The sequence below is a fragment of the Deinococcus humi genome (genome assembly GCF_014201875.1).
In the GTDB taxonomy this organism is placed as follows: domain Bacteria; phylum Deinococcota; class Deinococci; order Deinococcales; family Deinococcaceae; genus Deinococcus; species Deinococcus humi.
The window spans coordinates 45,685-71,433 of the sequence record NZ_JACHFL010000013.1 but is presented as its reverse complement, the minus strand read 5'-3'; the positions used below and the strand labels follow the sequence as shown (position 1 = coordinate 71,433).

General features: G+C 63.9%; 18 protein-coding genes. 13 read left to right on the top strand and 5 right to left on the bottom strand.

What is annotated here, in order from left to right:
• Positions 1-89: 89 nt before the first annotated feature.
• Positions 90-830 (bottom strand): hypothetical protein, encoded by a 741-nt coding sequence (locus tag HNQ08_RS19190; RefSeq protein ID WP_184135816.1) that lies wholly within the window; start codon positions 828-830, stop codon positions 90-92.
• A gap of 102 nt (positions 831-932) precedes the next feature.
• Here HNQ08_RS19190 and HNQ08_RS19185 point away from each other — a divergent pair, with 102 nt between their 5' ends.
• A complete protein-coding gene (locus HNQ08_RS19185; protein ID WP_184135813.1) occupies positions 933-2,006 on the top strand; it encodes a zinc ribbon domain-containing protein in 1,074 nt (357 codons plus the stop codon).
• On the top strand, positions 2,003-2,875 hold the full coding sequence (locus tag HNQ08_RS19180) for a phage NrS-1 polymerase family protein (RefSeq protein WP_184135810.1): 873 nt from the start codon (positions 2,003-2,005) through the stop codon (positions 2,873-2,875). Before HNQ08_RS19185 ends, HNQ08_RS19180 begins: the two co-directional genes overlap by 4 nt.
• A 79-nt stretch (positions 2,876-2,954) precedes the next feature.
• Here HNQ08_RS19180 and HNQ08_RS19175 read toward each other — a convergent pair whose 3' ends face one another.
• Complete coding sequence (locus HNQ08_RS19175; RefSeq protein WP_184135808.1) at positions 2,955-3,410, bottom strand: antitoxin Xre/MbcA/ParS toxin-binding domain-containing protein; 456 nt, start codon at positions 3,408-3,410, stop codon at positions 2,955-2,957.
• Between the two features lie 84 nt (positions 3,411-3,494).
• Between HNQ08_RS19175 and HNQ08_RS19170 the strand changes: the two genes are divergently transcribed.
• Positions 3,495-3,839 carry a hypothetical protein gene (locus tag HNQ08_RS19170; RefSeq protein ID WP_184135806.1) on the top strand — a complete coding sequence of 115 codons (345 nt, stop codon included), beginning with the start codon at positions 3,495-3,497 and terminating at the stop codon, positions 3,837-3,839.
• Positions 3,840-3,882: 43 nt separating this feature from the next.
• Here HNQ08_RS19170 and HNQ08_RS19165 read toward each other — a convergent pair whose 3' ends face one another.
• Positions 3,883-4,536: a hypothetical protein gene (locus HNQ08_RS19165; RefSeq protein ID WP_184135804.1), complete on the bottom strand. Its 654-nt coding sequence runs from the start codon at positions 4,534-4,536 to the stop codon at positions 3,883-3,885.
• A 116-nt stretch (positions 4,537-4,652) separates the two neighbouring features.
• Between HNQ08_RS19165 and HNQ08_RS19160 the strand changes: the two genes are divergently transcribed.
• The 7 genes from HNQ08_RS19160 to HNQ08_RS19130 are packed head-to-tail and all read left to right on the top strand — an operon-like array spanning position 4,653 to position 14,985.
• Positions 4,653-6,599, top strand: coding sequence for a class I SAM-dependent DNA methyltransferase (locus tag HNQ08_RS19160; RefSeq protein WP_184135801.1), 1,947 nt, complete (start codon positions 4,653-4,655; stop codon positions 6,597-6,599).
• Positions 6,596-7,924, top strand: a complete 1,329-nt coding sequence (locus HNQ08_RS19155; RefSeq protein ID WP_184135799.1) for a restriction endonuclease subunit S — start codon at positions 6,596-6,598, stop codon at positions 7,922-7,924. Before HNQ08_RS19160 ends, HNQ08_RS19155 begins: the two co-directional genes overlap by 4 nt.
• Positions 7,921-8,883 carry a DUF5655 domain-containing protein gene (locus HNQ08_RS28145; protein ID WP_184135796.1) on the top strand — a complete coding sequence of 321 codons (963 nt, stop codon included), beginning with the start codon at positions 7,921-7,923 and terminating at the stop codon, positions 8,881-8,883. Before HNQ08_RS19155 ends, HNQ08_RS28145 begins: the two co-directional genes overlap by 4 nt.
• A gap of 25 nt (positions 8,884-8,908) precedes the next feature.
• On the top strand, positions 8,909-12,064 hold the full coding sequence (locus HNQ08_RS19145; RefSeq protein ID WP_184135794.1) for a type I restriction endonuclease subunit R: 3,156 nt from the start codon (positions 8,909-8,911) through the stop codon (positions 12,062-12,064).
• A 1-nt stretch (position 12,065) separates the two neighbouring features.
• Positions 12,066-13,070, top strand: coding sequence for a nucleotidyltransferase family protein (locus HNQ08_RS19140; RefSeq protein ID WP_184135792.1), 1,005 nt, complete (start codon positions 12,066-12,068; stop codon positions 13,068-13,070).
• Positions 13,070-14,101, top strand: coding sequence for a hypothetical protein (locus tag HNQ08_RS19135; RefSeq protein WP_184135789.1), 1,032 nt, complete (start codon positions 13,070-13,072; stop codon positions 14,099-14,101). Before HNQ08_RS19140 ends, HNQ08_RS19135 begins: the two co-directional genes overlap by 1 nt.
• 11 nt (positions 14,102-14,112) lie before the next feature.
• On the top strand, positions 14,113-14,985 hold the full coding sequence (locus tag HNQ08_RS19130; RefSeq protein WP_184135787.1) for a hypothetical protein: 873 nt from the start codon (positions 14,113-14,115) through the stop codon (positions 14,983-14,985).
• A gap of 200 nt (positions 14,986-15,185) precedes the next feature.
• Here the strand turns inward: HNQ08_RS19130 and HNQ08_RS19125 are convergent, their stop codons facing one another.
• Both HNQ08_RS19125 and HNQ08_RS19120 read right to left on the bottom strand, forming a co-directional pair.
• A complete protein-coding gene (locus tag HNQ08_RS19125) occupies positions 15,186-17,984 on the bottom strand; it encodes a phage/plasmid primase, P4 family (protein ID WP_184135784.1) in 2,799 nt (932 codons plus the stop codon).
• Positions 17,985-18,290: 306 nt separating this feature from the next.
• The gene (locus HNQ08_RS19120; protein ID WP_184135781.1) at positions 18,291-18,518 is read right to left on the bottom strand and encodes a helix-turn-helix domain-containing protein; all 228 of its coding nucleotides are present in this window, start codon (positions 18,516-18,518) and stop codon (positions 18,291-18,293) included.
• 1,362 nt (positions 18,519-19,880) lie between these two features.
• Between HNQ08_RS19120 and HNQ08_RS19115 the strand changes: the two genes are divergently transcribed.
• From HNQ08_RS19115 to HNQ08_RS19105, 3 genes are all read left to right on the top strand, one after another.
• A complete protein-coding gene (locus HNQ08_RS19115) occupies positions 19,881-21,794 on the top strand; it encodes a PAS domain-containing sensor histidine kinase (protein WP_184135778.1) in 1,914 nt (637 codons plus the stop codon).
• Between the two features lie 431 nt (positions 21,795-22,225).
• Positions 22,226-23,665, top strand: a complete 1,440-nt coding sequence (locus HNQ08_RS19110; protein WP_184135776.1) for a GGDEF domain-containing response regulator — start codon at positions 22,226-22,228, stop codon at positions 23,663-23,665.
• Between the two features lie 240 nt (positions 23,666-23,905).
• Positions 23,906-25,744, top strand: a complete 1,839-nt coding sequence (locus HNQ08_RS19105) for a polysaccharide biosynthesis protein (protein ID WP_184135773.1) — start codon at positions 23,906-23,908, stop codon at positions 25,742-25,744.
• The last annotated feature ends 5 nt before the right edge of the window (positions 25,745-25,749 follow it).

Here is a 25,749-nt window from a genome sequence, read left to right as displayed (position 1 = left end):
GAACGCGACGCTGTCCGCATCCGTGCCAATCAGGCTTACTGGCAGCATCAGTGTCCACCTTTACGTCCCCGTGGGATCGCACCGGCGTACTACAGCGGCAGCACCCGCACGTCCAGGTCGGCGTAGCGGGGCCGGCCGCCGTGCAGCTGGCCGGGCCCGAACTGTCGATCCAGCTTCGCGTTGCGCTGCGCGGCGTGTCGCCGCAGGTAATTGCGCAGGTCCGGGGTCATGTCGGGTACGAACACGATCAGCGGGGACCGCCAGACATCATCGATGTGCCGGTGGTGAACACGCTCGGCCAGGTCCTGGACCGCTTTGCGGCCACGTCCCCCCCGGCTGCAGGTGGCGTACACCGAGGGCCGCCCCAGCGCTTCGTGGAAAGGCTGGCCCGGAAAGGGTGGGGGCTGACTGGGCCAATCGTGTTCCAGCTGTGCGAGCTGCGCGGGCGGCACCTCGACGGTGTACCGGACGACGCGCGCGTGCCCCAGGGGGCCGCCCTGGCGGTGGGGGTATGTGACCCGGTAGCCCTGGCCTTGCAGAAGGGCAAGCGCATCCTGCTGGTAACTGCGGTCCACCGCGCGCTCGACGCCACTTACGCGGTCATGGGGGCCGAGCCCATGGGCCTGCAGCAGCGCGTGACCCGTGGGACTGAGCACCAGCACCGCGCCGCGCACTGTGGCCAGCGACGTGAGCAGCCCGTCAGTGATCAGGGCATCCCAGTTGGGGCAGGGGCCGTGCCGGCAGGTGACGGCGGCGGCGGTCAGCGCGCCGGCATGCGCGACATCGAGCAGCACCGTGAGCGCCACGCCGGTGGGAAGAGAGAGGGACATACCTCACCGTAACCAGGAGAGAGAGGGTCACCCGGGCAAAGTAAAAAAAACCTGTACTGAACGGGAAAGAATCGACCACCCATCCCCTCAGCCAGGAGCAAAATGAACCAAGACACCACCCACACCCACCACGTGATCCGCGTGGACCGCAGCGCGTACGCGCAACTCCGCCAGGCCGTCGCCAGCGGCCAGTTGCAGCCCACTCAGGAAGACCTTGACGTCATGACCGGGGGACAGGTCTACCGCCCCGCCGCCCAGTTGCTGAGCGTTCAGCAGCTGGTGCACGACCGCGAACTCCAGTTGGGCCATCTGGCAATCACCGGCGAGTTTTATCGCCTCCCAGAGCAGGAATACACCTCGATCATCAGGGCATCCCTGGGGACGTACCGCCAGTACCCGGGGGTCTACCCGCTGCTGACCGGCCTGCTGGCACCGATGACCCAGGCAGACGAGACGACGTGGCTGGCTGGCGTGCGCCTGGCCGCCGCTCAGGGCCGCCAGCTGGCGAGCGGCGCGGACATGGTGGACGACCTCTGGACGCCGACCGCCTGGCTGCGTGACCGCACGCGGCTGATCGAGCTGGGGGGCGAGTGGTTCGTCGTACTGTACGTCGCCCAGCCCCCGCGTCGCCCCGTGCTGGCGGGCCGTGCGGTGATCGGTGTGGACATTGGGCTGGCCCCGTTGGCGACGGCGGCGTGGGGCCAGCAGCACGCGGTGACGTGGAGGCTGGCTGAGCCGGCTGTACCCGCCGGCGAGCCGGTCGAGGTGCGGGCGCTGGCCGAGATCCTGACCTACGCCGCGGCGCGCGCGGCGCTGGAAGACCTCACCAGGCAGGTGCTGCGTCAGGCGAACACGCTGGTGCTGGAGACCATTGGCTACGCGCGGTTCCGCGGGAATTTCACGGCTAACGCCCGCCGGCGCGCGGTCGCGGACTGGCACCAGTCGTGGGGACCGCAGCGGGCATACGCCCGGGGCATCCGGGTGGTGCGGGTTCCCGCGGCGTTCACCAGCCAGATCTGCAGTGCGTGTCAGACGCATACCCTGGGTATCCGGCAGGGGGCGACGTTCACGTGTCCCAACGGTCACCGCCTGGATGCCCACGTCAACGCGGCGCTCAACCTGGTGCGCCGGTACTGGGGACTGCAGGCACGCGCCCGGCGCCGGCGCGTGGCGTGACCGTCACGAACCAGGAGGGCAAAGCACTTTGCCCTCCTCCCCTTCGCCGGCTCGATCACCTGCAGGCCACACTGCCGACTGAACTGCTGGATCTGGAAACGTGGCTGCCCTGGCTGGCCCTGCCGCGTGGGAACGGCAAAGTCGGGAAGGTGCCGGCGCTGCCCCGTGCCAGCGTCCTGCGCCCCATCGATTGCCGGGGGGCGGGGCTGCCGATGGCGGAGGCCCATAACCTGACCCGCCAGCTCGGGGGCGCTGGAATTGGCATCGTCCTGGCGGCCGATACGGGGCTGACTGTGCTGGACCTGGACACGCCGCTGACCCGTCCAGCTCAGGTGCTGCTGCGGGACGTTGCCGGCTATGCGGAGCGCTCGCCGGGCGGTGGCGTCCATGTGTGGCTGGGCGGCAGCCTGGCGCGCACTCGTCGGCAGTCGGGCATCGAGGTGCTGGGGAGCGGGTTCGTGACCGTGACCGGCGCGGCGTTGGGTGGGCGGGGCCGTGCGCTGGGCACACTGGGACCCGTGCTGGAACAGCTGGGCGGTGCGCCCCCGGCCTCGCCCAGGGCGGCGGCCCCCACCCTGGCGGACCGCGAAGTGCTGCTGCGGCTGTACACGGCCGCCAACGGCGCCCGCGCGCGGGCGCTGCTCGAGAACGGCGACTGGGCCGGGGCGGGCTATATCTCCCCCAGCGAGGCCGATCTGGCCGCAGTGCGCCTGCTGCGGTTCTACTGCACCGATCCCGAGCAGTTGCGCCGACTGATGGAGGCAACGGCGCTGCGCCGGGGGAAATGGGACCAGGGCGATTACCTGGAGCGCACCATTCGGTGCGCCCTCGAACTGGGCGGGCCTGTCTGGCAGGGTCAGGCAGGCTGACCGTGTCTGCCAGGCAGCCGATTTTGGGCACAGGGGGGGGGAATGGACGGGCCACCACACGTGAGCCCTGGGTGGGGGTTTAGAGCTCGATCACCGTTCTAAAGTCCGCCGCCGCCCTGTGGGCCTTCGGGGTCACCGAGAACAGCCCGCCCTGGTCGCCGGCGAGCAGCCGGCGCGTCTCGTCCATCGCTGGAACGCCGCCGCGGCGCATGTAGTCCAGCGGCGTCTGACCGCCAAAAGGGGGGCGCTGGTTGGCGCGCTGGAGCCAGCCCGCCGCGGTATTGGCGTCGTAGAGGAGGTGCAGCGCGTTGTAGATGCCGATGGTGATGCTCAGCCGGGCCAGCTGAGCCAGGACCAGCACGGGGGCGGACGGGTGGGCGGCCCGCTCCAGACTGCGCGGGTTCAGCCCCAGCAGACCTGCCTGCTCGTGGCGGTTCAGGCCCAGCGCCTGCAGCATCCGGACGCCCGCTGGCAAACCGCTCGACAAGCGCCGTGCCGTCGCCAGCTGGGTCAGAATCGGATCTGGATTCGCCATTTGTCTCCTTTCGGACTCGTGTCGTCAGACGATCTGAAAGAGGCCGGAGGGTTCGCAGCGATGAACGAAATTTCTGGAGGTGGAATGACCGTCACGCCTGAGGGGGCCCGAGGCGCTTTTCTGGGCATGGTGATCGCTGGAGCCCCGCTGCACCCGGATGCGGTGACCATGGGCCTGCGGCTGACGGACGGGCAGCTGTCCGACGCGCTCGCGCTTTCGGCTGAGCTTGAACTGCACGGTGCGGGCGAGCGCTTTTCCATACGACAGAACACCTCCAAGACGCAGCGTCATGCGAGCCATGAGGCGACTGGACGAGATGGCGCTTCTGAGGGGCTGTATTTCGATCTGAATGCCGTTTCGACGGCCATTATCGTGACCGCGTTGATGGCCGAAATGGAAGAGAAAAGCGTCGAAGGCCCACCAATCTGAGGGCATTCAACTGCTCTTGGGAAGCAGATTTGACACATGGAGCTCACAATTTCTCGCGGCGCAGGTACTCTTGGGCAAGGAGATACATGGCGTGGCCCGCCGACTCCACGCCATATTCCTGAGCGAGAGAAGTGATCAACCAAGATCGGATCGCCGGCCTTCTGCAGAGATTTCTGGCCACTCGCTCGCAGTCGGCATGATCAGCGTCAGCCCAAGGAATGTTGAAGTTCATTTTGCGGCAGCGACTTTTGATAGCACCGTACAGCAAGTACATCTGATTCCAGTCGTTCTCAAGAGAGGTCAGGGTAAAGCCCACGTACTTTGGGCCCTTAGTCTCTGCCCGGATCCAGGGCGCCATCGTGCGCACCGCCTGCGCGGTCCGGTCCGGATCAGGGATCAGGGGGCGCAGGGCCGAGGCCAGAATGTGAGGAGTCGCGCCAGAGAACAACATGACACTGTTGTCCTGTGGATCGCGCACCACTCCATAGGTGAGCGCGGTCTGGATCGTGTGTGGCAGCAACTGGCGTAGAGCTAGGAACGCGCGATACTGCTGGGCAGGCCGGATTACCACTCCATCAAAAATCTTTTTCAGTGCAATGAAGCCGTCATCGGTGGCGAGTACCCCCACTGCCAGCTGGGTCAGCACCACAGCAGGATCCTTTTCTTTCGAGACCGTCTCAGCGCCTTGATCCATCATGGTCCTCCAAATAGGTAAATGCGGTGGAAGCAACGCTGTTCATACTTCTGATTTTTAGCTTAAAACATAACGGAGAAAATTGCAATTTTAGTGCTAATCTCTTTCTCGGAGGCACCATGACACAATTGAATTTGAGCGGGCTCCTGTGGGGTACCGCGGAGATCCTGCGTGGCGATTTCAAGCAGGCGGATTACGGCAAGGTCATTCTGCCAATGACAGTGGCGCGCCGCCTGGACGGCGTCGCCCAGGCCAAGCGCGAGGCCGTCGAGGCCGTGATCGCGAAGTACGGCGAGGCGGCCCCCACCGCGCTGCTGGAGCACGCTGCCGGCGGCCCGGTCTACAACGTCACCGGCCTGACCTTCGAAGCCATGCTGGGTGACACCGCCAATCTCGCCCCCAACCTGATCCGCTTCACGGGCGGCTTCCCCGAGCACATCCGCGACATCTTCGCGCGCTACCGATTCGACGAGATCGTGCGCGAGCTCGAGGAAAAGGACCTGCTACTCGAGGTCTTCAAGCGCTTCGCCGCCGTGGACCTGAGCACGGGTGCCATCGGCACCCATGACATGGGCAACGTCTTCGAGGAACTGATCCGGCGCTTTGCCGAACTGTCCAACGAGACCGCCGGCGAACACTACACGCCGCGCGAAGTGATCTCGCTGATGGTGCAGCTGCTGTTCACCCACGACGACGAGATTCTCTCCAAGGCCGGCGTGGTGCGCACCCTCTACGATCCCACCGGCGGCACCGGCGGCATGATGTCGGGCGGCGACGAGTACGTGCGCGCGGCCAACCCGGACGCCAAGCTCGCGGTCTTCGGACAGGAACTGAACGACGAGTCCTACGCCATCTGCAAGGCCGACATGGTCATCAAGGGCTACGATCCGAAGAACATCCAGCAGGGCAACACCCTGACCGACGACAAGCACGCCGGGCGTACCTTCGACTACGTCATCTCCAACCCGCCGTTCGGCGTGGACTGGAGCAAGGCCGAGGTCATCGTGCGCAAGGAGCACGTGGCCAGGGGCAAGGAGGGCCGCTTCGGGCCGGGCCTGCCCCGTCGCAGCGACGGCACCCTGCTGTTCCTGTTGCACGGCCTGCACAAGCTGGCCCCGGGCGGCCGCATGGCCATCGTCACCAACGGCTCGCCGCTGTTCACGGGCAATGCCGGCAGTGGCGAGAGCGAGATCCGCCGCCACCTGTTCGAGCACGACCTGATCGAGGCCATCGTCGCGCTGCCCACCGACATGTTCTTCAACACCGGCATCCAGACCTACATCTGGGTGCTGGCGCGCGAGAAGGCGCCGGAGCGCGTGGGCAAGGTGCAATTGATCGACGCGGGCAAGCTGTTTGAGAAGATGCCCAAGAGCCTGGGCAGCAAGCGCAGCCGCATGAGCGCCGCACACATCGCCCAGGTGGTGAAGGCCCACGGCGACCTGGAGCAGAGCGACATCAGCAAGATCTTTCGCAACGAGGACTTTGGCTACCGCACGGTGACCATTGACCGGCCCATGCGCCACAACTACCAGGCCAGCGAAGAGCGCCTGACGCGGCTGCGCGAGGATAAAAAGCTGCGCAAGCGCGAGGACCTGGAAGACATCATCGGCGCGCTGCGCGCCAAGGTGGGCGATCAGATCTTCAAAGACCGCGCCGCCTTCCTCGGCTACGTGGAACTCGCTGTGAAGCCGCTGGGCCTGAAGGTCACCGAGGTCAAGAACATTGCCGACCTGCTGGCTGAACGCGACGAGACGGCCGAGCCCGCGCGCGACGGCAAGAAGCGGCTGATTCCGGACACCGATCTGCGCGACACCGAGGACGTGCCGCTGACCGAGGACGTTCAAGCCTATTTCGAGCGCGAGGTCAAGCCCTACGCCGCCGATGCCTGGATCAGCGATGACGTGCGGGACGCCACGGATGACCAAGTGGGCAAGGTGGGGTATGAAATCCCCTTCAATCGGCACTTTTACACTTACGAGGCGCCACCCTCGCTGGACGAGATTGACGCGCAGCTCAAGGTGCGCGCGGCGCGGATCATGACGCTGCTGCAGGCGGTGGTGGGGTGACGGCAACCGAGGCGGCTAGGGCGCGGCTCCGGCCCTACCCGGCTTATCAGGACAGCAGTGTGCCGTGGATCGGTGAGATCCCGGTTGGGTGGGAGGCGAAAAGACTCAAGCACGTCGCTAGGGCGGTGACCGCGAGAACCGAAACCCGCCCCCCCGAACTTCGCTATCTGGGCCTTGAACACTTGGAGTCCGGTACTGGGAAGCTGAACGATCTGCCGGAACCCGCGCAGGTGGAGAGCATGGTCGCACTCTTCGAGACCGGTGATGTCCTGTTCGGAAAGCTCCGCCCCTACCTGGCAAAGGTGCATCTAGCAGAGGGGGCAGGATGCAGTTCAACGGAGCTCATCGCCTTCCGCCCCGATCCTGGTCTCGACGCGCGCTTCTTGAAGTTCTGGCTCTTGAGCCCTGGGCACATCGACGCTGCCAACATGTTGACCTTCGGCAGCAAGATGCCCCGCGTCTCGCCCGAACAACTCGGGAACCTGCCCCTGGCTTACCCGCCGCTCGCCGAGCAGCACGCAATCGCCGCCTTCCTCGACCACGAGACCTCGCGCATCGACGATCTGTTGCGCGAGCAGGCGGGGCTGCTGGAGGATCTGGCCCTGCGGCGCACCGTCCTGGTCTTCCAAGTCGCCACGAAGGGGCTGGGCGCACCTCGACTCACCGACTCTGGCGCACTGTGGGCCGGGCAAGTGCCCGAACACTGGGAGTTCATCACGCTGCGCTCTGTCGCCCGTCTCGAGAGTGGGCACACTCCCAGTCGATCGAAGCTCGAGTACTGGGTGGACTGCACCGTCCCCTGGGTGTCGCTCAGCGATGTGCGCCGCTTCCGGGATGGACGTCTGAAGTACATCGAGGACACCGAGGAAAAGATCAGCGAGCTCGGCATGGCGAATTCCGCAGCCCGCCTACTGCCCAGCGGGACCGTCATTCTCTCCCGCACCGCCTCGGTCGGCTTCAGCGCGATCCTGGGAACTGATATGGCCACCACCCAGGACTTCGCCAACTGGGTGTGCGGGCCACGGCTACTGCCGGAGTACCTGCTGTACTTGCTGCGAAGCATGAAGCACGAGTTCGCCCGGCTCATGATGGGCTCGACCCACCAGACCATCTACATGCCGGATATACGTGAGTTGCAGGTGCCGCTGCCCCCGTTGGACGAACAGCGCGTCATCATCGACCACCTCGACACCCAGCTCGCGCAAATCGACGCCCTGACCGGGGAAGTCCGTGCCAGCATGGCCCTGATGCGCCAACACCGTGCTGCCCTGATCACCGCCGCCGTCACCGGCAAGATTGACGTCCGCAACCAGGTGGCCCCGTGAGCAGCAAGCTCTTTCACCTGCGGGGCAGCGACGTCGCCGAACTCCCCGCCAGCCGCTTCACCATCGAAAAGCACCTGCAGACCCTGCTGGAATGCCACCTGGAGACATTCCTGGGGGTACGCTTTCTCGCCAGCGAATACAGCACCGGCGCCAAGTACGGGGGCCGCATCGACACCCTTGGCCTTGACGAGAACAACTTCCCCGTGATCATCGAATACAAGCGCGAGATGCACGAGAGCGTCATCAACCAGGGGCTGTTCTACCTGGACTGGCTCGTGAACAACCGCGCCGAGTTTCAGCTGCTGGTACAAGATCGGCTGGGCATCGAGACCGCTAGGGCCATCGATTGGACCAGCCCACGCCTGATCTGCATCGCCGGGGAATTCACCAAGTACGACAGCTACGCCGTCCAGCAGATTCCACGCAACATCGAGCTGATCCGCTACCGGCGGTACGGCGAGGAGCACCTGATGCTCGAGCAGGTCAACACGCCCCTGACCCTACCTGCTGCGCGCCGGGCGCCTGAGGTGATTCGGGTTCCTGTGGTTCCGCTGACGGTGCCTGGACTGCCGGACCCAGACCCTGTGGATCCTCCGGCTGGACTGGCCCCCGTGGAAGTCGCTCTGCAGAAGTGCACGCCCGGGGTGCAGGCCCGCCACCAGCAATTGCACGAGTTCGTGCTCAGCCTGGGTGACGACATCCAGCTCAAGACGCTGAAGCAGTACTTCGCCTACCGCCGCCTGAAGAACTTCGTCTGCGTCGTTCCCGGCCCGGCCAGAGGAGAGCTGTGGCTTTACCTGCGGCTGGACCCGACCACGGTACCTCTGGGTGACGGCTTCACCCGCGATGTGCGCAATATCGGCCACTGGGCGACCGGGGACCTGGAAGTGACGATCAGGAACGACGCGGACGTGGAGAAGGCCAAAGAGCTGATCCAGCGCGCTTACGAGCAGAGCTGACGCCCTTGAACGCCCTGGAGGCCCGATGACTGGAATTCACCTGGAAAAGCACTTCGAGCACGAGCTGCTCGACGACATGACAACCACTGGCTGGCAGGTTGGCCTGCGCACGCCCCCGCCCGGCACGCCCGCCGGCGACCAGTGGCTGTACGCGTACGACAAGGCGCGCGCCCTGTACCCGATCGACGTGATCAGCTGGCTGCGCGAAACCCAGCCGGGCGAGTACGCCAAGGTCCAGAAGCTCCAGGGGGGCGACACCGACCGCCGCATCCTCGACCGCCTGGCGGAGGAGCTGGACACACACGGCCCGTTGCACGTGCTGCGCAAGGGCTTCAAGGAAGTCAACGCGCGCTTCCAGCTGGTGCAGTTCCGCCCGGCCAGCGGCATGAACCCGGACCTCGCAGCGCGCTATGACCAGGTGATCTGCCGCGCGATCAACCAGCTGCGCTACAGCACCGAGAAGGAAGACTCCATCGACGTGGTGCTGTTCGTCAACGGCATTCCGGTCGTCACCGAAGAGCTCAAGACCGACCTGACCCAGAGCATCGGCGACGCCATGCGCCAGTACCGCGAAGACCGCCCCCCACGCGATCTCAAGACCAACAAGACCGAGCCGCTGCTGGCCGGCCACCGTGCGCTGGTCCACTTCGCCGTCAGCACCGACGAGGTGCGCATGACCACGCGACTGGAGGGCAAGACCACCCAGTTCCTGCCGTTCAACCGCGGCCACCACGGGGGCAAGGGCAATCCGCCGGTGACCGGCGGCTACCGCAGCGAATACCTATGGAAGGAAGTGCTGGCCCGAGATTCGCTGCTCGAACTGCTGCAGCACTACCTGCACTGGGCCCGCACCGAGCGCTTCCTGACGAGTGGCCAGAAGGAGATCAAGGAGCGCATCATCTTTCCGCGCTACCACCAGTTGCAGGCGGTGCGGCTGCTGCGCTGGATGGTCGCCGCCGAAGGCGCCGGTCACGACTACCTGGTCCAGCACTCGGCCGGCTCGGGCAAGTCGAACACCATCGCCTGGCTGACCCACCAGCTCGCCTCGCTGCACGTCGACGACAAGAAGGTCTTCGACAGCGTGATCGTGCTGACCGACCGCACGGTGCTGGATGACCAGCTGCAGGAGACGGTGGCGCAATTCGAGCAGCAGAGCGGCCAGGTGGTGCGCATCACCGACAAGGACGTCAAGACCGACCAGCTGGCCAAAGCCCTGTCGAGCGGCGCAGCGATCATCATCCTGACCATCCAGACGTTCCCGGCGTTCATGGCCTACCTGACCCGGCTGCGGGGCATGACCGGCGAGCAGCTTCAAAGCCACCTGACCGAGAAGGGCAAGCTGGACGTGACTGCGGTGGCCAGGCTGGAGCGGATTCGCGCCGGGCGCTACGCCATCGTGGCGGACGAGGCACATTCCTCGCAGACGGGGCAAAGCGCTGTGCGCCTGCGCGAGGCGCTGGGGGGCGACGACGAGGACGCCCAGGACGTGCTGGCCGGCGAGGCCTCGGCGTTCGAGCATCAGGTGGGCCGCGCCAACCTCAGCTATTTCGCCTTTACCGCCACACCCAAGGCCAAGACCCTGCAGCGCTTCGGGCGCCTGCCGGACCCGGGCCAGCCCCGCGGCCCGGGGAACCTGCCCCAGGCGCTGCACGTGTACACTATGCAGCAGGCGATCGAGGAAGGCTTCATTCTCGACGTGCTGCGCAACTACACCGCGTACAAGACCGCCTGGCAGCTCGCCTACAAAGGGCAGGATCCGAATGGGGCCGAGGTCGATCAGCGCCGCGCACACGCCAGCGTGATCCGCTGGGTCAAGCTACATGACCACAACATCGCGCAGCGCGTGGCCATCATCGTGGAGCACTTCCGCGAGAACGTGGCGCAGCTGCTCGGCGGCGAAGCCAAGGCGATGATCGTAACCGAGTCGCGCCTGGCGGCGGTGAAGTACAAGCAGAAAATTGACGCCTACATCTCGGAGCACGGCTACGCCCTGGGCACGCTGGTCGCCTTCAGTGGCGAGGTCACCCGCGACGAACAGGGAAAGGAGATCGGCCCCTACACCGAGGCGAACATGAACCGGCTCGAGGGCCTGAGCATCCCCGAGGCGCTGGATTCTGAGCACCACCAGGTGCTGATCGTGGCCAACAAGTACCAGACCGGCTTCGACCAGCCCAAGCTGGTGGCGATGTACGTGGACAAGCGCCTGGACGGTGTGCAGGCAGTTCAGACCCTGTCGCGCCTGAACCGGGTGTATCCGGGCAAGACCCAGACCTTCGTGCTGGACTTCGTCAATGACCCGCAGGCGGTGCTCGAAGCCTTCCTGCCGTACTACCGCACCGCGACGCTGACCGACGTGACCGACCCGAACCTGCTGCACGCGCTGCAGGCGAAGCTCGACGGGGTGGGCGTCTACATCGACGCCGAGATCGTCGCGATCTCGGACGCCTACGCCACCGTCGGCGTCACCCAGGCCAGGCTCCAGGGCCTGCTGGCGCCGCTGGTGGACCGCTTCCGGGACCGCTGGACGGCGGCTGCAGCGGGCAGCGAGGCACGTGGCGAGCTGGAAATCTTCCGCCATGACCTGGGCACGTTCGTGCGCCAGTACGAGTTCCTGTCGCAGATCATCAGCTACGACGACCCGGACCTGGCGCGGCGCGCCACCGTCTTCCGGCTGCTGCTGCCCCTGCTGGCCCCCGAGCGACTGCACGACGAAGTTGACCTCAGCGGACTGGTGATGACCCACCACCGGATTCGCAGGGGCGCAGGGATGGACGGTGTGCCCGAGGGTGCCCCGGATGGGGAGCTGAGCCCCACCCAGACGGCGGGCAGTGGGAGCGCCGCGCCGGTGAAGACCACGCTGCAGCAGCTCGTCGAGCAGATGAACGGGCTGTTCGAGGGTGAACTGACCGACGCGGACCTAATCGGGTACGCGAAGACCATCAGTGGGAAGCTGCTGGAGAACCCGGTCCTCGCCCAGCAGGCGGCGGCGAACACCAAGGAACGCTTCCTGCACGGCGATTTCCGTCCGGAGATGATGCGCACAGTGATCGAGTCGCTGCAGAACCACACGGCGATGGCCGAGCAGGTGCTGGGCCGCAAAGACGTGCGGGAAGGCCTGGCCACCATTCTGCTGGACCTGGTCTACGAGGGGTTCAGGAAGCAGCGCGACGAGGAGGCTTAGCTTGGCCTGGACGGTCTACGGCGCATTCTGCCAGTTCCGCGATGAAGTGGTCGACCTGCCTCCGGAGCTCACCGAGAAGGCGCGGCTGAGTCTCTACAGCATCACCACGCGCGTGGCAGAGCTGGCAGAACAGAAGTCCGATTTTCCGCGCCTGGGCGCAGAGCCCCTGGTTTACGGCTCCTTTGCCCGCAAGACCCAGTGCCAGCCACTCGATGACCTGGACTTGCTGGTGGTGCTCGAACCTGGTTCCGCCCGGCCCACCAGCATCCGTCGCGATAGGTTCGGCTTCGATCTTGAAGCTTCCAGGGGTCCGCTGGCCCGCTTCACCGGGGCCTTTCTGGACGATGTGAATTCCAGGTCCGTGCTCGATGCCATTCGCAACGAGATCAAGGGTCTGCGAGACCTGGAGGTGGAAAGCGTCGACCGTCGACTGCAGGCGGTGCGCCTGAAGCTGGACTTTTACGATTGGAATTTCGACCTCGTGCCCGCCGTGCCCGTGGTGAAAGACGGCATGACGCAGCACTACCTGATCCCGAACGGCAATGGGGACTGGTGGCGCACCGATCCGCGGGCAGACGCCGACCGCCTCACCGCTGCGCTGAACCGGCACGGGAAAGCCTTCCTGTCGCTTGTTCGGCTGGTCAAGTACTGGAACGCCACGCAAAAGCCGCGGCTGGGGTCCTACCACCTCGAGACGCTGGTCGCGAACGTGATGCAGGACAAGGGCAAAATGTACACCCTTGACCTGCCAGAGCTGCTGGCGCGCTGCTTCGGGCGGCTCACCGATGCCGTCTTTCAGCCCTGCCCAGACCCAAAAGGTCTGGGTCCTGACCTGGACCTCGGCGTGGACTGGTTGCGCCGCACGCAGATCTCGGAGAACGCCAGCTGGGCGGCGTACTTCACCGAAATCGCCCTCGAATACGACAAAGATGGGGAGACCGAGGACGCCTTTGGCGCCTGGCGCGATGTCTTCGGAAAAGCCTTTCCCAGCTACGGGAGTGAATGATGCCCAGAACGATTCAAGCTGCTTTGGACCAGTTCGCCGTGACCCGCGTTGACCTTGACCCCACCCAGGTTGCCGAGGCCCGCAGGAGCCGTGACTTCCTGAAGACCAGCCTGGTGGCTGCCATGAACGCCAGTCCAGGCCTGCCACGCATGACGGGCGAGGTCGTGCAGTTCGGATCCTTCGCGCGCCGCACAAAGATTCGCCCGCTCGACGACGTGGACCTGATGTTCGTCGTCGAGATTGGCAGCATCACGGCCCAAGAGACCTGGTTCAGGACTGGGAAGACTGGGGAAATGACGGTAGAACCCACTCCAATGGGCCTGTATTCCCTGAGCACGGGGCGAGTACCAGTTGAACGGCGCTTTCTGAATGATGCCGGCCGCGTCAGTTCGCGGGCCGTGGTGAACGAGGTGCGTGCACGCCTGGGCAGCGTGCCGCAGTACGGCCGGACTGAGATCAAGCCTGACGGCGCCGCAATCATGCTTGACCTGGCTTCCAGGCCCTGGAAGTTCGATGTGGTGCCAGCGTTGCCGATCGTCGATCTCTTCGGAACCACCCTCTACTACCTGATCCCAAACGGTCGGGGCGGCTGGCAGAAGACTGACCCCCGACGGGACGCCAAGCGCATGACCGAAGCGAACCAGCGGGGGGGCGGCCGGCTCCTGCGCCTGGTGCGGCTGGTGAAGTACTGGAATGTCCAGCACGGGCTGCCCCTGGGGTCGTACCATCTGGAGACCCTCTGCCTGAGCGCCTTTCCCTGGATGATGCCAAGTGACCCGCTTGCAGCGCTGCAGTCGTGCTTCACGCACATTGCCAGCGCGGTGTACCACACCTGCCCAGACCCGAAGGGATTGGGTCCTGATCTGGACAGTCACCTGTCCTATGCGCAACGACAACGAATCTCGTCGCTGGCGCACAGCGCCGCACAGACACTGCAGCAGGCAGTGGGGGTTGCAGCCTGGAAGAGTCACCAGACGGCCAGCCGACACCTTCAGCAGGTCTTTGGCCCTTTCTTTCCCGTGTGCGACTGAGCGTGGTGCTAATGAATCATGATTCCCTTCCTGTGACCCGCGAGGAGCGGGAGCACGCCAGGCGCGAGGCGTTGTATCGCCAGGCGAAGTTCGAGTTCGGCGTGTCCCTGATCGCCAGAGCCGCGATCGTCCTGTTGATTCCATTTCTGCTCCAGAACACCACCTACACACCTGTGGCCCTGCTCGCGGGTCTGCTGGTGGCAGAGTTCTTCAGCTACCGCTCGGACAGCACCAAAGGGCTGGCGGAGCAGGTGGCACGGGCAATCGATTACCACGACAGCCTGGGATGGCCTCTGAAAGAAAAGCAGCGGTTGAACGCGGCGAGCGGGGTGTCTGAAAGGCTGCTGAACAAAGTCGTCTCGGAGCATCGGGCCAAGAACCGGAGGTACTTCGACACTCCCGTGGAGGTGGGGCCTAACCGGGCTGCAGAGAACGTCAAGCAATCGGCCTGGTACACCGGAGAGCAGGCGAGGGGAATGCAGGCACTGATGTGGTGGATGGTGCTGCTAACCCTGCTTGCGGCGGCCGGATACTTCGTGTACACGACGGCTCAAAGCGTCAGTGTGGGAGGGAACGAGGGACTACAGAACTACGCTGGCGCGCTTAAGACGACCATTGCCCTGATCACGGCCGCCAACTCCCTGGGTCTGGTCAAGCTGGCCATGGGGTACGGCAAGGCCGCGCAGGCGGCCCAACGGCATTACGATCTGGCCGAGGAATATGCCAAGCGCGGCTCCGCACTGTTGGAGAAGGATGCCGTCTTTCTGCTGGCCTCTTACCACACAGCCCGAGGCAGCATGCCATTGATCCCTCAATGGTGGTGGAACAGGCAGGAAAAGACCCTCAATCGGCGGTGGCGCCAGGAAGTGCTGGACAGAACCTGACTGCGCGCCCATGGATGGCCATGTGGTTCTCGTGCGGCTTACCCAGGCGGGCGGGTGGCGCGGGTGGCGCAGGTGGCGGTTCTCCCCTATATATTTTTTTTTCTAGAGTATTACGCGAAAGGACCTTGGGAAGGAATGCCACCACCGCCACCTGCGCCACCCAAAAGGGGGGGCCATAGGCCCCCTGGTCTGCCAAAGGGTCAGGCTCGTTCTCGTACGCCAACCCACTTTCGGGCACCTTTTGCGCCCTTCACGGCCGTGCAGCCCTGCTGCCGCAAGTACCCGTGCAGGTCGGCCAGCTTAACGTTGCGCTTCACCTCGTCTCCCTTTTCGGCCGCCCAGTCCTCGAACAGCGCCTTCAACCGACCGGAAGGAAGTTCGCTGCGTGGGTCAAGGTCCAGCTGTGTGGCCACGAACTGCTCATACGGGTTCTGGCCGTGCCAATAGGCGCCTGTGGCCTGGGTGATGACCTCGGACTCCCCCAGGTCGTACCCGCTGGTCAGCCAGGCGCGGCACCCTTCCAGCGCCCAGTTGAGGAGGGCCGAACGGGCTACCGGATCGGATTCCAGTGTCTTTTTGACCGTTGGGTCAGCGCGCTGAGGTCTCGCCTTAAAAGGCACCACACGCAGACGCCGTTGAAGGCCGCTGTCATCGTGGCTGGCCCCAATGGGGTAGTTCGTGTGGATCCAGAGCTTGAAGACCGGCTTGAAGGTCACCATGGTTGGACTGTGCATGTTACGCGCCGTAATAGGGTCATTGCCAGTCATGCCCTTCACACGGCCCGCGTTGAAGCTTGCCCCCTTCGGGGGTTCGCCGGCGATCACCAGTCGCCGTCCCCGCAAGGCCAGCAGTTCGGGTCTGGGTCCTGCTGCCGACTCGCCGCGTGGGTTGCTGAGGAGCAACTGCACTTCTATGGTGGTGGCGTAGTCACCCAGCATTGCGGTCACGCCCGCCACCAGCGTGCCCTTCCCCGTGCCGCCTTTGCCATCAAGCACGGTCAACACTTCGTTTGGGGCCTCCCCGTAAAGGGCGCTCCCTACGCTGCGCTGCAAGAACCCTTCGCGCCCGTCCGCCCGGAGCAGCGCCAGCAACTGGTCGACGTGGGGATGCCGGGCCTCGGGGTCGTAGTGAGCCCCGGCCCGCCAGGTCAGCAGGGTGTTGGGGTCATGGGGGCGCAGCGCGCCGGTGATCAAGTCAAGCGTCCCGTTGCGACAGTTGAGCAGGTGTGGCTGTGCGTCCCAGTCCTTAAAAGGGGTCAAGAAGGCCTCTTTGCCTGTGGCACCCTGAAGAGCAGATTGAACAGTTCTGTTGCTCCCGACGGAGGCGGCCCAGCGGGTGATGCGGCGCAACTCGACCTCGTCGGCACGCTTCTCAACAGCTTGGTCGTACACTTGCGAGACCACACGCCTCAGAACCTTTCCTGCCTCCTCTGCGGCATGGACGCGCTCGGCGTCAATGACCCAAACACCTCTGTGCTGCTGATAGACCAACCAGCCCAGGCCGATGGTGTAGCGCAGGCGCCCCCCCAGGTTGGCAGCCAGAATCAGCGCATTCGCCTCGTCGGTCGCCTGGTGGGTCCCTTTCGATAACCGGGGCATGATGTAGGCCTGTTCGGCTGCTTTCGGAGCATTCCCGGGCTGTCCAGTGGCAACTGGAGGTGGTGTGTCCTCCCCTCCTGCTTTGGCTCTGGTGCCAATCTCCGTCGCGTCGGCCGGCTTCGCCTTGCCATCGACAATGGCCTTGTTGAGTGTGGTGTCTATCTCACGACCTGCTTTGGCTCTGGTGCCAATCTCCCTCGTGTCGGCCGGCTTCGCCTTCCCAGCAACAATGCCGTTGTTGAAAGTGGTGTCTATCTCACGGCTCGCAAGGCCAGTCTGCTCAGCAGCCTGAGTCAGCCGGGTCCGTGCCTCGTCTTCGTCGAGCAGTCCTGCCCCAACCATCTGCCCAGCACGGTAGGCCACCCAGTTCAGGGTGACGTTCCTCTTTCCGGGTTGGGCAGACAGCATGTCGGCTTCCAGACGTTGCAGGGTCGCCAAGCCGTAATTTCCCCCCTGAGCCGGCTGATCACGCAGTGCCTTGGCCCGCTTCTGGCGGGCCTCTGTGGCACGCTTCTCTTGTTCTTGCGTCTGTTCTGCCGCCAATACGGCGTCTGCAAGTTGGGGCCACACTCGGACGACATCATCGCGCGTGTAATGGGCATTCGGGTTCAGTTCGCGCAGCGTGACCAGGTGCGGCTTCCCTTTGCTATGCCAGTAGCCAGGGAGCCGCATGACGCGGGGCAGGTCGCTGATCGATGGGTCGCCCCCATAAATGGCGGCGAGGGCTTTCTGAAGGGTCGTGAACTCGTTGAGCGGGATGCCATCCACAGCCCAGTACACGTGGAATCTTCCGGGACTGGACTCGACGATGGCTGTGGGCGGCACTGGGAACGTTGCTGGCAGGGGTGCGCCGTCCAGGTCCAGCAGCAGTGCCGCGACGCGGCTGATGTCAGGGGCATTGCGTCTTTTGGCGTCGGCCGGCAAGGCATTGACACAGAAAAACACGCCACAGCGGGCCATATTCTCCAGCAGGTAGGGTCGCTGACGCAGCTCATCGGGGGTCACCCAGCCGGTGCGCTCAGTTCCGCCCGTGGCATAACCGTGTATTCCTGTGCCAAGGGGCTTTGGAACGCCAGTGAGACGCCAGATCTTGCGAGGCTTGCGGCCCTTCACGGCTGCCTCCTCGTAGGCATAGGCGCTGTCTGGCCCATCTGCGAAGATCTGGAGCCACATGCGCTCACCAGGGTGCCGCAGGGCCTCCAGCAGGCGCAGGGCATCGGTGGGGTTGATCTGATCGGCACGGGTTTGGTCAAAGGTGAACTGACCCGGTTCCGGGGAGCAATCGATCCCGTCCTGAATGGGATCCATTTGACTGGCGGGTGTGTTCGCCGTTGCGGGGAGGGAGCCCTCAACGGGTATGATGGCGTCGGCCCGTGCGGGGCCGCGCGGTGGTTCGCGCATGGTTGAACTCCTGTGAGAGGGGGTTCCCAATCGGGGGTCGGAGTGTGGCGCTCCGGCCTTCCCTTTTTGCCTGGGGCGGGCGTATCAATTGGTTAAGTTCAGCCTATCGACCCAGTTGAGGAGTCGCTTGGGCCCCTGGGCCTGACCGCGCGCCCGGTCGATGGAATGCCCGTCGTCGCGCGCGGAGACCTCCGCGGGGGGAAGGGGGCCGGCGAGGGCGATCCGCCTTCACGTCCCCGCCGTGTTGTTGGGCCGCGAACACATCGAGGGCGCTGTGGGGCCGGCCATCGCTCAGCGGGTCGCAGGTCAGCGTTCTTCCGGCCCCCCCTTGAACGTCTGGTCCCCGATATAGGCGATCAGGTCCTGGTGCGCGATGCGCAGGATTTTGGTGCCGATCTGCAGGGCGATCAGGCGGCCGGCGCGGATCTCGCGGTACAGCATCGTCTTGTGGACCTTGAGATGTTCTGCGGCCTCTTCGACCGTGTAGTAGGTCGGCAGCGCGGGGGTGGTACTGGGGGTAGGGAGGTTCAACATGCAGTTCTCCTGTGGGCCGGGAATAGGCCATGAGGACCCGTCGTGCTGCCAGGACAGGCTGAGGCCCGTTCTGCTGTGCAGCAACGTGGGAGTGGCGATGGTGCTGGGGGCGGGTGAGCACGCTCAACGGCCTGGGGCGTGGCGGGCTGTGGACGGAACTTCCGTCTGGGAGGATTGTTCTGGTCTCTTCAAGGCACTTCAGGAGCAGACCGGCTCCGAAGTGACCGCAGCCTAGAGGAGAACAGGACGGTCTACCACCTACTCCCGCAGGGTTTTGCATCAAAGTCAGGCACCGCAAAATTGACAGGCAGAGCCGAGTATGGTAGTGACCACGCAGTAGAGCCAGATGGGGTTCACCGGTTCTGGTGAGGCCAACGGTCATGTGCTCCCTACTGTCGGCGTGAGGGCAGAGTGCGGGGAGGCACAGGACACCCTGGCCATGTGCCACGCTTTTAGCGTTGTCCCTTGATATCGTCCTAGGGTGGCGCTTCGGCGCCCCCCAAGACGGTGGGCGGGTTCGCAGCTGTGACAGCCCCGTGACGAACCCGCCCGTATTCATCTGTCACGTCCATTCTTCCAGGACACCTAAGGCACAGATCCCTAACATAATGGCGATGGAAATCTCCTCTCTAGGACGACGAAAAAGACTATCACATCTCCATAATTCATCTGAGCAACAGAGTCAGGAAGGCCCCCTCCTAAGGGGCAGGCCACTGGTTCGAATCCAGTCGAGTGCACCATGTTCAGAACACAGAAAACCCCCTCAGCTAGGAGGGGGTTTTTGCGAGGCCAGTGTGGTAGACGTTATTTGAGGAGTGCATGCGTGTACTGCGGAGGCGCAGGCAAGGTGCGAGGAAGATCCTCCACCGTCTCGCGCAACCCATCGTCCAGGACATACCAAGAGAACGTGAGGGTCATGGCCAGACTGCCGTGTCCTGATTTTTTTTGCACCTCTTCTGTCGGGGCGCGTCACTGCTGTCGCAGTCAGCGGACCGCGAAATCCTCGACGGCAATCCGAGCAGGCTTGCCGGCAGCTCCAGCGAACAGTCCGACCGCTGCCTCATCTGGCCTGAGCAGTTAGCGTTACTGGCGCAGCGCGTTTTCTCCCTTCCCGCAATTCGGCAGGAGGAAACGTCTTGAGTCTTTTATCTACAGCCGCGTCGGCCCATTGACGGGATCTGTCCGACTAACCTCTACAGGGCCCAGCAAGTTTTGTGCTGCCGTCCCGCGTCCAGGACAACCTTTCCACCGAAGGGGCAAGAGGTGGGGAGAACTGCGTAAGACCCTGAACCCTACTGTTCAGGACATGCAAGTCAAGACCAGGCACGGCGAACCTCACGTCTGCGTATCCTCGGGATTCAGATGACGCAGGCCACGGACCTGCTTGGCCTGCTTAACGCGATCAACGGTGTCGTGTGGCAGGCGGACCCCGTGAGGGAACACACCACGTTTGTTTCCGAGCGTGTGGAAGCCCTCTTTGGGTACACTTCAGCGACCTGGCTCGCCACCCCTGCCTTCTGGGAAGGCCACCTCCACCCAGAGGACCGCGAGCAGACACTTGCCGACTACGAGCGCCTGGTCCAGATGGGGCGGCCCTTCGAACTTGAGTACCGGGTGCGCGCTTTCGATGACCGCGTCGTGTGGGTGCGCGACTACATCACCCCAGTGATTGAAGGGGGCGTCGTGATACGGATGGCCGGACTTACGATCGACATCACGTCACAGAAACAGACGGAAGCCGCCCGCCTGGCGAATGAGGAGTGGTTCCGGGCGTTGGTTCAGCAGAGCAGCGATATTGTCACCGTAGTGAACCGCGGCGGGTACATCAAATATGCCAGTCCATCCCTGCACCGCATTCTCGGCCTGGAGCCGGAAGCCATCAAAGGCACAGACGTCCTCCAGGCCATGCATCCGGACGAGCACGCCGAGATTCGCCAGATGTTCGCCGCCGCCGTGTTCGGCGGAAGCGGCGCGACCAGCAGCCTGACCAGCCGCTTTCGGCACGCCGATGGCAGTTACCGCTGGCTGGAGTGGGTGGCCACGAACCGGCTGGATGATCCCCATGTCCGCGGCATGGTCATGAACTCGCGGGACGTCACCGACCGCCGGGAAGCTGACCTCGCACTCGATCAAAGCCGCCGGACGTTCCAGGTGTTGTTCGACCACTCCCCAGACGGCATCATGCTGGTCGATCTGGATGGGGATATGCCCATTGTGGCCTGCAACGAGGTCGCGGCCAGCATGAACGGCTATACGGTTGAGGAGCTGACAGGACAGAGCACCTACCTGATCACGTCTGGCGGCGAGGCCCTGCGCGCGCAGCCCGGAGCGAACGACGCTTTCAAACAGAGGATCCGTGATGAGGGGCGGGTGCGCATGGAGACCATGCACCGCCGCAAGGACGGCAGTGAATTCCCCGTGGAAATTCATCTGGCCTTCGTCTGGATTCACGGCCGGGAAATGTTGATGAGTCTGGAGCGGGACATCACCGAGCGCCAGGCAGCCACTGACGCGTTGCAGGCCAGTCAGTCACGGTTGTTGGCCAGTGAGAAGCTGGCCAGTCTGGGACGGCTGACCGCAGGTCTGGCCCATGAGATCAACTCTCCTCTGGCAGCAACGATGAATTCTCTGCACGAGGCAGCTCAGCTGGCCAAGGAATACCACGACTCGGTGGGCGCGCCGGGCGTCAACGAGAATGATCACCGTGAGATTGCCACAGAACTGCGCACCATCCTTGCAGAGGGCGTGAGCAGCGCAGGCCGCATTGGGGAGTTCATTCGCACCATCCGTAGCCACACGCGGGACACGGTCACTGGCGTCACCACTTTTAATGCAGTGAAGCTGGCCACCGATACCCTGACCATGATCGCGCATCAGGCCCGGAACGCGAATGTCTCCCTCCTGTTCGAGCAGCCCAAAGATCAGGTGCTGCTTCGTGGGGAGCCGGGGCGCTTTACGCAGATCCTGACGAATCTGGTTGTGAACGGGATTCACGCCTGTGAGTTGCCTGGAGAAAGGCGGGTATCCGTCCGGTTCGTGGAACGCGGTGGTGATCCGGTGCTGGAGGTGGAAGATACGGGCACAGGCATTGCGCCCGAAGTCCTGCCGCGCATTTTTGATCCAATGTTCACCACCAAAGATGTAGGAAAGGGCACCGGGCTGGGCCTGAGCATTCTCCACGACATTGTGACGGGCCATTTTAAGGGCGAGATCGAGGTCAGCACCTCCGTGGGAAAAGGCACCACCTTTGCCGTGCTCTTTCCATCTCAGGCGTAAGTCCAGACACAGCCCGTTGACGGAGCATGGCGTCAGAAACGGCAACAGCTGGGGCTAAGGCCTATAAGACAAGGGCGAGCATTCATACACCGGCAGACCTGGATTGGAAGTCTCCAGCATCTCGTCTGTAATAGTGCTTCCGCAATCGCTAGAACAAGGCATTTCTAAGCGTAGTCACGCCAAGGATGACCTGAGGAATCGCCTCCCCTGGCCTCCATCTGCTGAACGGCAAATTGAGGCCACACAACTCTGTGAATCCATTCAGTCTTTGACAATCGACCACACCCTCGTCCCACACTGCCCCACTCAACACCTCCCGAGCTTGAGCAACAAGCTGGGGTGGCTCAACAAGCCATGCGCAAAATCGACTCAAGTTAAGTCAGGTCTTTGTGAGGGGAGGCGCACTAGCCTGCTGGTCCAGGGAGACGCCTATGGCCAGATTACGCACCACAGCTCAACCTTCCGGGCACACCGTGCTGGTGGTTGACGACGACGACGACCTGCGCAGTACCCTCTGCCGCCTGCTTGAAATCGACGGGCACGAGGTTCTGTCAGCGGCGAGCGGTGAGCAGGCCATTGAGCTTTGCCGTGCGCGCAACGTCCACATCATGCTGCTTGATTACTTCATGCCAGGCATGACCGGAGAAGACGTCGTCAAGGCTGTGCGGACCTTTGACCCCAGGGTCCAGATCGTCTTACAGACCGGCTACGCTTCGGAAAAGCCGCCGCGGCAGATGTTGCGCGAGTTGGATATTCAGGGCTATCACGACAAATCTGAAGGTCCCGACAAGCTGCTGGTCTGGGTGGATGCTGCGTTAAAGACATACCGGCACGTCCGGGCTCTCCACGCCTCGCGCAGCGGCCTAGAATACATTCTGAAAGCCACCCCGGAGTTGCACCGCTTGCAACCCCTGGACGACCTGCTGCATGGCATCTTGCTGCAGATCCAGGGCTTACTCGGGTTTACCAGCGCCATGCTGGCCGTTCTTACGCCTGAACATGCGGCCGCTGCCCCCAGCGGAGCCGTCCTCACGGCAGAGCGGCAGGAGTTTACCCTCCGGATCGGGACCGGACGATTTGATCACACCGCTTGGGAGCTCCTGACGCTTGAGGAGCAGGCCCAGATCCGCAGTGCGGTCGAGAGCGGCCAGGCACACCTGGGTCCAGAGGTCATCTTACCCCTGAAAGCGGGAGAACGCACGCTGGGTGTGGTCATGGTGGACAATCCTGCGCAGAGCAGCGGCGACTTGCATCTGCTGGAACTCTTCGCGGCTCAGGCAGCGGTGGCCGTCGAAAACGCCCGCCTGTACAGTCTGGCGACAGTGGATGATCTGACGGGGTTGATGAACAAACGCGCGTGGTTGGCCCGGTTGCAGGAAACGGTGCAGCTTGCCGCCCGGCATGCGTTCTCGACCAGCGTTCTGCTGCTGGATCTCGATCACTTCAAGGCGATCAATGACACCTATGGTCATCTGGCAGGAGACCATGTCCTGGCGGCCCTGGGGACGTGCGTCCAGCAGCAGTTGCGACGTTCAGATGTGGCGGGACGTTACGGAGGCGAAGAAATGGTGGTCCTGCTGCCCCATACGCCAGCGGCCGGCGCCCTGATCATCGCGGAGAGGCTGAGAGGAGCGATTGAGCAGTTGCAGGTGCGCTGGAATGGCCAGGGGATCAGTGTGACGGTAAGCATCGGCGCGGCCACCTTGCCTCACCCGGTGGCAAAGACCCTAGAAGATCTAGGTGTTGACATTCTCACACGGGCAGACGAGGCCCTGTATGACGCTAAACGTCAGGGGCGCAACCGAGTGGTCCAGCATGTTGCAACGGACCTGGACAGCTCCGTCCAATTCAGTTATGAGGGAGCTGACTAACGCCGAAGGGTCATGAGGGGCTGGCTCAGGCGCTTTATAGGTAGAGGCACAGGCGAACAGGGCAACTGCACGCAAGCAGGTGCAGGAGAACATGGAGTTTCTGATAGCTTGGGTTTGCAAGAGCGGGTATCTTGAGGCCGCGCCGTTGATTCCGGCGGGCTGGCGCAAGGCTAACTGCCAGGGCCACGTGCAGGATGCTTGACCCGGAGCTGGGGAAGAGAAAATGAACGGAATACAACGATGAATGTCGCTACAGGCAAGTTCCTGATCGATCTCCTCACCTTTATGCTTGCGGCCATTCTAGCGTACGTGCTGCGGCTGGCCGATCCGCTGGGGACTGTGGAGACGTCAGTGCCAATCAGTTCGGTGCTGCTCTACATGTTGATCGGACTGCCGATCAAGGTGCTGGCGCTGCGGTACTTCAGGATTTCGCGACACATCTGGCGCTACGTCACCTTCGAGGACCTGACTCAACTGGCATACACGACGGGTGTTGTCACGCTGGTCCTGTTGCTGCTGACGCCGGTGTTGCGGCTATGGCTTTTCGTCCCATGGTCCATTCCCCTGATTGAAGGCGTGCTGGCCCTGGCCATGCTCTCGGGGCTGCGCCTACTGGTCCGCTGGCGACTGGGCCGCCGCCGCCGGCGCCTGTCCACCTCCGCACAGGCGCCCAACCGCGTGCTGATCGCCGGTGCCGGGGACGCAGGCCGACTGATGGCCGCCGAATTGCGACGCTCCCCGGAGAAAGGCATGGAACCGGTAGGGTTCATTGACGACTCGCCGGACAAGGCGGGCATGGTGCTGGTGGGCCTGCCGGTGCTGGGGCCACTGTCGTACCTGGGCCAGGCCGCGCAGGAAACCGGGGCCACCCTGCTGGTGATCGCCATGCCCGCGGCTGGAGGACAGGTGATCCGCGAGTATGTCAACGCGGCGCGGGCAGCAGGCTTGCAGGCACGCACCATTCCCGGACTGTACGAGTTGATGGGCGGGCAGGTCACCACCGAGCAGCTGCGCAAGGTCAGCGTCGAGGACCTGTTGCGGCGGGATCCGGTGGAGGTGGATCAGGGCAACATCTCCGATTACCTGACCGGCCAGACCGTGCTGGTCACGGGCGCGGGCGGCTCGATCGGCTCGGAGCTGGTGCGGCAGCTCGCGCGTTTTGCCCCCGCCCGGCTGGTGCTGGTTGGCCGCGGCGAGAACAGCATCTTCGCCATCGAGCAGGAGATGAAACGCGAGTGGCCCGGCATTCAGATCCATGCCCTGATTGCTGATGTGCGCCACGTCACACGCCTGGAGTTCATTTTCGAGACATACCGGCCTGGCGTGGTCTTTCATGCCGCCGCCCACAAGCACGTGCCATTGATGGAGGCCGCTCCCAGCGAGGCCGTCCACAACAATATCCTGGGCACCCGCAACGTGGCCGAGTTGTGCCTGCAATACGGCGTCACGCGGCTGGTCAACGTCTCCACCGACAAGGCCGTCAATCCGACTTCGGTGATGGGGGCCAGCAAGCGCGTGGCCGAGATGGTGATTGCCGACGCCGCCTTGCGGGCCGCACCGGGCCAGGCCTTCGTCTCGGTACGTTTCGGCAATGTTCTGGGCAGCCGGGGTAGCGTGGTGCCCACCTTCCTGCAACAGATTCGCCTGGGCGGCCCGCTTACCATCACCCATCCGGACATGACGCGCTACTTCATGACCATCCCCGAGGCCAGCCGACTGGTTCTGCAGGCGGGCGGTCTGGCCGACAACGGCAACGTGTATCTGCTGGACATGGGCGAGCCGGTCAAAATCGCCGATCTGGCGAAAGATGTGATCCGCCTGTCCGGAGCGCAAGACATCGAGATCGTATACAGCGGCATGCGCCCCGGTGAGAAGCTGTACGAGGAATTGCTGACCAGCGGCGAGGACGTCATTCCCACCCGCCACAGCGAGATTTTCTCGGCCCAACTGCAACAGGTGCCCGCCGATCAGCTCGCCCGACTGCTCACGGGCTTGAGAGACGCGGCCGGGCACGAGGACGGCCCCAGCATCCGCGCGCTGCTGCACGGCGCAATCCACGAGAGTCAGTTGCAGGTCTGACCCCT

Excerpts from the sequence above, each read along its gene's own strand:
- HNQ08_RS19190 (WP_184135816.1), bottom strand. The coding sequence starts at position 830 with ATGTCCCTCTCTCTTCCCACCGGCGTGGCGCTCACGGTGCTGCTCGAT.
- HNQ08_RS19185 (WP_184135813.1), top strand. The coding sequence starts at position 933 with ATGAACCAAGACACCACCCACACCCACCACGTGATCCGCGTGGACCGC.
- HNQ08_RS19175 (WP_184135808.1), bottom strand. The coding sequence starts at position 3,410 with ATGGCGAATCCAGATCCGATTCTGACCCAGCTGGCGACGGCACGGCGC.
- HNQ08_RS19170 (WP_184135806.1), top strand. The coding sequence starts at position 3,495 with ATGACCGTCACGCCTGAGGGGGCCCGAGGCGCTTTTCTGGGCATGGTG.
- HNQ08_RS19165 (WP_184135804.1), bottom strand. The coding sequence starts at position 4,536 with ATGATGGATCAAGGCGCTGAGACGGTCTCGAAAGAAAAGGATCCTGCT.
- HNQ08_RS19160 (WP_184135801.1), top strand. The coding sequence starts at position 4,653 with ATGACACAATTGAATTTGAGCGGGCTCCTGTGGGGTACCGCGGAGATC.
- HNQ08_RS19145 (WP_184135794.1), top strand. The coding sequence starts at position 8,909 with ATGACTGGAATTCACCTGGAAAAGCACTTCGAGCACGAGCTGCTCGAC.
- HNQ08_RS19135 (WP_184135789.1), top strand. The coding sequence starts at position 13,070 with ATGCCCAGAACGATTCAAGCTGCTTTGGACCAGTTCGCCGTGACCCGC.
- HNQ08_RS19130 (WP_184135787.1), top strand. The coding sequence starts at position 14,113 with ATGAATCATGATTCCCTTCCTGTGACCCGCGAGGAGCGGGAGCACGCC.
- HNQ08_RS19125 (WP_184135784.1), bottom strand. The coding sequence starts at position 17,984 with ATGCGCGAACCACCGCGCGGCCCCGCACGGGCCGACGCCATCATACCC.
- HNQ08_RS19120 (WP_184135781.1), bottom strand. The coding sequence starts at position 18,518 with ATGTTGAACCTCCCTACCCCCAGTACCACCCCCGCGCTGCCGACCTAC.
- HNQ08_RS19115 (WP_184135778.1), top strand. The coding sequence starts at position 19,881 with ATGACGCAGGCCACGGACCTGCTTGGCCTGCTTAACGCGATCAACGGT.
- HNQ08_RS19110 (WP_184135776.1), top strand. The coding sequence starts at position 22,226 with ATGGCCAGATTACGCACCACAGCTCAACCTTCCGGGCACACCGTGCTG.
- HNQ08_RS19105 (WP_184135773.1), top strand. The coding sequence starts at position 23,906 with ATGAATGTCGCTACAGGCAAGTTCCTGATCGATCTCCTCACCTTTATG.